Consider the following 7,236-nt stretch of genomic DNA (forward strand, 5'->3'; position numbering starts at 1 on the left):
ATACGGAGGACTTATGAAATCCGACAAAATCCGAGAAAATTAATTTAATTTAGTTAAAATGTCTGAATATAATACCTGAATAAACTTCTTAATATTAACCTTTGCTTTGCGATTTTTGTGATCTTCTATCTGAGTCATAAGCAGACGAATTTCTTTAAAGTCAAAGTATCTAGGTGCATAATATTCAAATTCGGAGTTTGTATAATCTACGACACCTAAATTGGCGAGATTTATCATCGCTGCTAATATAGTACGGCGCACCCGCTGTTCAATGGCTTTACTTTCCTTCAAAATTTCATCTGGTGTAGCCTTTGTGACAACTGCAATCTCCTCATAAAGCTCTTTTAATGGTGGAAGTGGTGCAATTTTGTGCTGATGCGCAAGTAATGTTTCGATGATAGCTATAATATCTTCGCTTCCAATCTCGCCAACGATCCCCATATCATTTAAGATGGATTGAATATGATCGCGTGACGTTGCTTTATGATTGATTTGTTCACTTAGATCAATATTTGTAAGTGATTGGCGAATAATAAGTAATGAATTTTTCAGGCGAAATTGTTCAGTTGTTTTACGTAAAACATTTTCAACCTCAATACGGTTTATTGGTTTATGAATAAAGAAATCTATACCTTGCTCATATGCCTCACCAACCATTTCCTTATTCACTACTTGAGAAATCATGACAAATTGTCCTTCAAAACGATTTTGAATAAGGTGTTCGACTGTTGCTATCCCATCAAGCTTAGGCATAAGTAAATCAATCAACACAAATTCAGGTTGTGTCATTAAAATTTGTGGAATGGCGTCCTCACCATTGCGTGCTTCACCAATAACTGTACCTAAGCCACTATCTTCAATAATTTGTTTTAACATGACCCGACTTGCACGATCATCATCTACAATAAAATACCTCATTTAAGTCTCTCCCGTTTGAATAGTTTGCGTAGGAACTGTAATTTTAAACATCGTGTTTTGAGTATTTGATTCAACGGTTATTGAGCCATTTAATTTATTTACTAATTCAGCAACATGTGAGAGCCCAATACCTGTTGCTGCGACACCGTCTACATTGTATTTTGTAGTGTATCCAGGTTCAAAAATGATAGAGAGATTACTTTGTGGAATGCCCTTTCCGTTATCGCATACTGTTATTACAGTATCATCCTGTTGCTGCTGAATGGCAATAGAAATGATGCCTTGATCTTCAATTGCTTCTATAGCATTAGCTGTTAAATTATTCAAAAGTGCAAGCAATGCAATATGTTCCTTCGTTTGAAAATCGATCTCAATATTTAATTTAAATTCAATTTCTTTGCCGAGAAAATTAGCGTACTTACTGTTGCCGTCTTCAATATAATGTAATAATTCTGACAATCTAAGGGATCCAAAGCTCTTTTCACCAACAATTTTAGAAATACCTGCATAAATGCGTTGTGAATCCTTCTTCACTTCATGAATTTCCTGGGCAATATGAAGTGCCTGTAAACTTTCTGCACGATAACCTAGCGATTTTAATTGTCGATATAGTTCAAACCCACTGACTGTTATTGCTTCTATATGGTTCATAGATTTTTTTAAATAAAGTGTCTCAACATATAAATCTGAGCCGATTGTAAGCATTTCCTGAACACGTTTTTTTTGCTCAGCAATTAAAATGGAACTATATATACCAACAACAAAAAAGCTACGTAATAAAGCAACTGCTAATAGTATAAGTAAATCATGAAGGAATAAAAAAGTATAAGAATTTATAAAATAACGAAATAGTTGTTCCACTAAATTACTGAATACTTCACTAAACGCAACTAGCAATCCAAGCAATAGTGGTTTTTCTCTATATTGGTGAATGCTTAGAATTTGTAGGCATACTGCAAACAATATATAAAAGGCGGCGGCAGGTAAATGTATTAGTAAACTATTGACTACTGGAACATCATGTAAAGTGTAATTAATGATAACTCGAAAAATGGTTGTCACGATACTCGTAGTAAATCCAGCAAAAATAATAGGTGTAGGTCTTAGTAGAGTGCACAAAAAGAAAATAATACTTCCTAATCCGAAACGAAAAGGTGTATCAGCGAAAGGCATTATTTTAATTTCACTACCAATAGCAGTTAACAGGGCAATTGTCAAAATCCAAGTGAGGGAAGCACGGGATATGTAAAATTTCGAGTGCATAAAAAAATCCTTCCTAATAATATTAACGAGCATTATGCTAAAAGAGCTCATTTGTTTGAAATAAAGGTAATTGTACCACTACTTTTAATATTGCGTTGGGGCGAAAAGTGGTTTCATAATGAAAGCGCATTTGTCTAGATGAAATAATGCTATAGATTTTTTACGGTTATTACAGTTTACAATAAAAAAATACCACAACCTAAGTGGAAGTGGCATCTAGTAAATGTTACATATAATTTTTAAGCAAAAAAAAACGGCTACATTCGTAGTCGGAATTTTAAAACTGGAGGAGGTAGAGGGATTCGAACCCCCGCGCGGTGTTACCCGCCTGTCGGTTTTCAAGACCGATCCCTTCAGCCAGACTTGGGTATACCTCCATGTTGTTTTGTTCGTTGTCTTATCGACAAGATTTAATTTATCATATTTTAAAATTCACGTCAACAGATTTTTTATGTTTTTTTAACTTCATTCAGATAATTATTTTCTGTAGCGAAATAAAGCGTCATGTACAGAAGTCTCTCACTTCTATAGGAGGGAGATGAATGCGGTAATAAGTCAGTTTTTGAGCGGATGTCATGGAATGAAAAAGAGTTCTTATAGCGCATCCATGCGATAATCGGTAAGGTATTATCGAAATGGCCGACATCGTGTCGGCCCTCATCCAGGCAAGCGCAAAGCCGATTCCGGACGCATTGTTTATCTGCGCGAAAGCGAAGCGATAGCGGCAATTATGGCGAGGCATAATGGATTAATAATTTCTTTTTTACAGTGCAGATAGTATGTTCCAAATAAATATTATGCGTATTAAGTTGCAATTTATGAAAACAGTCAGTATACTAGTTATTGCCGTGCTAGGTGGGAAGGTAGCGGTGTCCTGTAACTCGCAATCCGCTCTAGCGAGACTGAATTCCTTTTTCGAGGCTGTCCGTATTGTTTGGTCTGCCTTTTGCACGTAGTGTTGACGATTGGGTCCTGCGCAATGGATACCCATGAACTATGTCAGGTCCGGAAGGAAGCAGCATTAAGTGGTCTTATTCATGTGCCGCGGGGTTGCCTAATCTGAGCTAACGACAAGAGTAACGCTTATGTGCGGCTGTCGAAGAAAGGTGCACGGCATTAAATTGCCAATTCAAACGCATCCGTCTACAAAAGGCGGATGCGTTTTTTTATATGATTTTATACTATTTGTTGGGACATAAAATCAATCATTAGCACGTTTATGGGAGTTACAAATTGTACGAGGCGGCCGATAGGAGCCGGAAGCATCAGCCTTCACTACAGGAAGTGAAAGAGAATCGTCCCGAAATTTTTGAAAAACGATGACACTATTTTATAAATAATGACGCAAATGCTATAATAGAACTATTCTATATAATGAAGAAAAGGAGAGGAAACCATTGACGTATCAAGCATTTTATCGTGTGTATCGACCGCAATCATTCCGAGAGATGTCTGGTCAAGCACATGTCAAAAGAACGCTACAAAATGCTCTCCTAGCGAATAAAACAACACATGCTTATTTATTTTCTGGCCCACGAGGTACCGGGAAAACAAGTACAGCTAAAATTTTTGCAAAGGCTTTAAATTGTGAGCATGCACCATCAAAAGAGCCTTGTAATGAATGTGCTACTTGTTTAAGCATTACTGACGGTTCTCACCCAGATGTTATTGAATTTGACGCGGCGTCTAATTCACGCGTTGAAGAAATACGAGACATCATTGAGAAAGTTCGATTTGCTCCTGCGAGTAGCAGATATAAAGTGTATATCATTGATGAAGTGCATATGCTTTCTACAAGTGCTTTCAATGCCCTTTTAAAGACGTTAGAAGAACCACCTGCACATGCTGTATTTATTTTAGCAACGACAGAGCCTCATAAATTGCCAGCGACGATTATTTCACGATGTCAGCGTTTTGATTTCAAACGTCTTTCAACCAATGATATTATCGATCGCATGAAAGTTGTATTAGAGGATATTGAGTTACCATTTGAGGAACAAGGTTTAAAGGTAATCGCACAATCAGCAGCTGGTGGTATGCGTGATGCTTTAAGTTTATTAGATCAGGTTGTATCCTTCAGTGGAGAAAAGTTGAAGCTTGAGGATACATTACTTGTGACAGGTTCTATTAGTCAGGAAGTTTTCTATGAATTAGCAGAAGCTCTAAAAGTAAAAGATGTCGCTCAAATGCTTGCGTTATTAGAACAGCTTATTGCAGATGGGAAAGATCCTCTTCGACTTTCAGAGGACTTGATTACATTTTTTAGGGATTTATTATTACTGCAAACAAGTGAAGATTTGGCTGAATTACTAGAACTAGTATCACCAGAGGAGCGAGTATTTACATTGGCGCATGATTTTGCACCGGATTTGCTCTATGGCTACATTGATATTTTAGCGAAAACACAGCAAGAAATGCGGTTCTCCCACCATACAAAGATTTACTTGGAAACAGCGTTACTTAAAATGGTGCAGTTTTCGGGTGGTGCAGTTGGTCAGACTACCACTTCAGGTGAGGTAGCTATGAGCCCTGAGCTCGCCCAAAAAATCGTGGCACTTGAGCAGATGGTGCAACAACTATCAGCTCAATTACAAGCTGGTGCTCCTATGCAAACAGCGCAAACACCAAAAGAGCAACGTCCACGAGCAAAAAGTCCGAATGGCTATAAAGCACCAACAGGCCGTATTCAAGAGATACTAAAGGATGCTACAAAGCAAGATGTGCAACGTATCAAATCGGTTTGGGCCCAGGCATTAAGTCAGATGCAAAAATCTCAGTCAGCTCTTTTAGCAGAGGCTGAACCTGTTGCGGCATCATCAAGTGCTTTTGTGTTAAAATTCAAGTATGATATTCATTGTCAAATGGTTGCTGATAATCAAGCCCTAAAAGCTCAATTCACACAATTAATTGCAGGGCAAACTGGTACTATGTATGAAATGCTTTGTACGCCTGAAGAGGCTTGGTTAAAATTACGTGAAGAGTTTATTCGTGATCATGGCTTACAGCAGGAGAAAAAATCTCAGAATGAAACCGATCATGAAATGGAATTGTCAGAACCACCACCGGCAGAAATGCCAGAAGGGCCGTTTATCGACGATGCTCAACCGCTTGCTTCACAAGATCCACTTGTGACGGAAGCAGAAAAGCTGTTTGGTAAAGATTTTATTGAGGTTGTTGAAGATTAATCATTTAGGAGGAATATGTTTATGCGCGGAATGGGAAATATGCAAGGTATGATGAAAAAAATGCAAAAAATGCAAAAGGAAATGATGGAGGCTCAAGAGACTTTAAATGCAGAGCAATTTGAAGGTGTAGCTGGTGGCGGTATGGTGAAAGTAACTGTAACTGGTCAACGTGAAATTGTAGAAGTAAATCTTGATCCATCAGTAGTAGATCCAGACGATATCGAAATGCTACAAGATTTAATCGTTGTTGCTGCAAATGAAGCGTTGAAAAAAGTAGATGAAAAAACGAATTCAACAATGGGTAAATTTACTCAAGGCATGAATCTTCCGTTCTAGGAGGTAAATAAATGTACTACCCAGAACCAATATCGAAACTGATTGATAGTTTTATGAAATTGCCAGGTATCGGGCCGAAAACCGCGGCTCGTCTGGCGTTTTTTGTGTTAACAATGAAAGAAGATGACGTTTTATCCTTTTCAAAGGCATTAATTGATGCTAAACGAAATTTAAGCTATTGCTCCGTATGTGGCAACATAACTGATGTAGATCCATGCCATATCTGTACAGACAAACAAAGAAATCATTCTATTATTTGTGTTGTCCAAGATACAAAAGATGTGATTGCGATGGAAAAAATGCGTGATTTCAACGGTATGTATCATGTATTACAGGGAGCTATTTCACCTATGGATGGTGTTGGGCCAGAGGATATTAATGTCGCTTCGCTACTAGTTCGTTTGCAAGATGAGACTGTTCAAGAGCTTATTTTAGCTACGAATTCGACGATTGAAGGCGAGGCAACAGCTATGTATATTTCTCGTCTAGTGAAGCCATCTGGTATTCGAACAACACGGATCGCTCATGGACTACCAGTAGGTGGAGATTTAGAATATGCAGATGAAGTAACGTTATCGAAGGCAATGGAAGGTCGCCGAGAATTGTGAGTGAGGGATTAATATGTTCTTCCGCAGTAAGGGAAAATTAAAAAAAGAATTCGATGACAAGCTTGTGAATCTTATAAAAGGAACAAAAGAGGATTTACAGCAGGCAAAGATAATTGAAGAATTACTAGACGACTATGATTTAGAAGTAATAGCTCAACGCAAAGCTGCGGAGAGTATACATTTTTATTTATTCAAGGAAGCTAGAATTCGTAGAGTATTAATTAAATAATAGTTTTTAAACTTATTTCAGCGGGTGTCCAAACACCCGCTGAAATAAGTTGGTGCCTCGGTATAATTAATATTCATAGAAGCAAAACAGGAAACATAAACTTTCATAATTATATTTTCTAAGGGGGTAACCATATGTCGTGGTTAGTAATTATGAGTTTTTGTGTGCCTGTAGTGCTTCTTTTTCTTTATATAATAATAAGACATGCCAAGATGGGTAAAATTTTAGAAGGAATGTCTGTGTTTTGGTTTAGATTTGCTTTTGCCTTTCTACTATTATTTATTATTCACTTAGGAATAGGGTATGCAGGCTATAATGTGCCGATTAATCTATTTTCAGTATTCACAATTGCAATATTAGGTATTCCGGGTGTGCTAGGGATAACTGCTTTAATATATTTTTTATAAGATGCTTGCAAAATAAAAATATTGTGGTATAGTAATAAGAGTCGTTAAGATAACTGTTGAAAAACAAATGAGTTTTAAATTAAATAATTTATTTGTTGACAATAAGTAAACGACATGATATTATATAAGAGTTGCTGCTAAGAAATGGCAACGAAATGAACCTTGAAAACTGAACAAGCAAAACGTAATCAATATAGTTTTTAGTAGCTAACCTTGAGTTGGTGAACGAAACAAAATTTTGGACATCAAACATGATGCCAGCAAAACAATTTGAGCTAATCAAATTTCTT

At 37.0% G+C, this 7,236-nt stretch carries 7 protein-coding genes, 1 tRNA gene and 1 other RNA gene; 6 read left to right on the plus strand and 3 right to left on the minus strand.

What is annotated here, in order from left to right; all coding sequences use genetic code 11:
- Positions 1-39 precede the first annotated feature (39 nt).
- The 3 genes from ABH966_RS25165 to ABH966_RS25175 all read right to left on the minus strand — a co-directional run bounded on the left by ABH966_RS25165 (position 40) and on the right by ABH966_RS25175 (position 2,558).
- Positions 40-918 (minus strand): response regulator, encoded by an 879-nt coding sequence (locus tag ABH966_RS25165; RefSeq protein ID WP_337992051.1) that lies wholly within the window; start codon positions 916-918, stop codon positions 40-42.
- Positions 919-2,181, minus strand: coding sequence for an ATP-binding protein (locus tag ABH966_RS25170; RefSeq protein WP_370083303.1), 1,263 nt, complete (start codon positions 2,179-2,181; stop codon positions 919-921). It abuts the gene before it with no gap.
- Positions 2,182-2,465: 284 nt separating this feature from the next.
- Positions 2,466-2,558 (minus strand) — tRNA-Ser (locus ABH966_RS25175).
- Positions 2,559-3,027: 469 nt separating this feature from the next.
- Here ABH966_RS25175 and ffs point away from each other — a divergent pair.
- The 6 genes from ffs to ABH966_RS25205 all read left to right on the plus strand — a co-directional run bounded on the left by ffs (position 3,028) and on the right by ABH966_RS25205 (position 6,946).
- An RNA gene (gene ffs / locus ABH966_RS25180) (signal recognition particle sRNA large type) lies at positions 3,028-3,295 on the plus strand.
- A gap of 283 nt (positions 3,296-3,578) precedes the next feature.
- Positions 3,579-5,366 (plus strand): DNA polymerase III subunit gamma/tau, encoded by a 1,788-nt coding sequence (gene dnaX, locus ABH966_RS25185; protein WP_370083305.1) that lies wholly within the window; start codon positions 3,579-3,581, stop codon positions 5,364-5,366.
- A 21-nt stretch (positions 5,367-5,387) separates the two neighbouring features.
- Positions 5,388-5,702, plus strand: coding sequence for a YbaB/EbfC family nucleoid-associated protein (locus tag ABH966_RS25190; RefSeq protein WP_370083307.1), 315 nt, complete (start codon positions 5,388-5,390; stop codon positions 5,700-5,702).
- An 11-nt stretch (positions 5,703-5,713) separates the two neighbouring features.
- Positions 5,714-6,310: a recombination mediator RecR gene (recR, locus tag ABH966_RS25195; protein ID WP_079564088.1), complete on the plus strand. Its 597-nt coding sequence runs from the start codon at positions 5,714-5,716 to the stop codon at positions 6,308-6,310.
- A gap of 13 nt (positions 6,311-6,323) precedes the next feature.
- Positions 6,324-6,539, plus strand: coding sequence for a YaaL family protein (locus tag ABH966_RS25200; protein WP_132364636.1), 216 nt, complete (start codon positions 6,324-6,326; stop codon positions 6,537-6,539).
- A 134-nt stretch (positions 6,540-6,673) separates the two neighbouring features.
- Entirely contained in the window at positions 6,674-6,946 is a 273-nt protein-coding gene (locus ABH966_RS25205; RefSeq protein WP_142511000.1) for a pro-sigmaK processing inhibitor BofA family protein, read from the plus strand.
- Positions 6,947-7,236 lie beyond the last annotated feature (290 nt).

It is taken from the genome of Lysinibacillus sp. RC46 (genome assembly GCF_041262385.1).
Taxonomy (GTDB): Bacteria; Bacillota; Bacilli; order Bacillales_A; family Planococcaceae; genus Lysinibacillus.